Origin of the sequence: Paraburkholderia sp. SIMBA_053, assembly GCF_046534895.1 — a bacterium.
In the GTDB taxonomy this organism is placed as follows: domain Bacteria; phylum Pseudomonadota; class Gammaproteobacteria; order Burkholderiales; family Burkholderiaceae; genus Paraburkholderia; species Paraburkholderia caledonica.
Genome location: NZ_JAWRXU010000980.1, coordinates 1 through 261 on the forward strand (window position 1 = coordinate 1; position 261 = coordinate 261).

The 261-nt window shown below is 62.1% G+C and carries 1 pseudogene; it reads left to right on the forward strand.

The annotated features are described in order from the left end of the window. Positions 1-261, forward strand: a pseudogene (locus SB753_RS38530) (formimidoylglutamate deiminase); the annotation flags it as partial.

Consider the following 261-nt stretch of genomic DNA (forward strand, 5'->3'; position numbering starts at 1 on the left):
CTCTACATCGAAATGCTGAAGGCGGGCTATACGCCGGTGTGCGAGTTTCATTACGTGCATCACACGCCGGAAGGCAAGCGCTACACGAACCAGGCGGAACTTGCACAACGTGTCGTGGATGCGGCGTCGGCGGCCGGCATCGGCATGACGATGCTGCCGGTGCTCTATCAGTACAGTGGTTTCGGCGCGCGCGCGCCGCGCGACGATCAGCGGCGCTTCATCAACACGCCGGAAAGTTTGCACGAACTGCTCGCCGCGTTG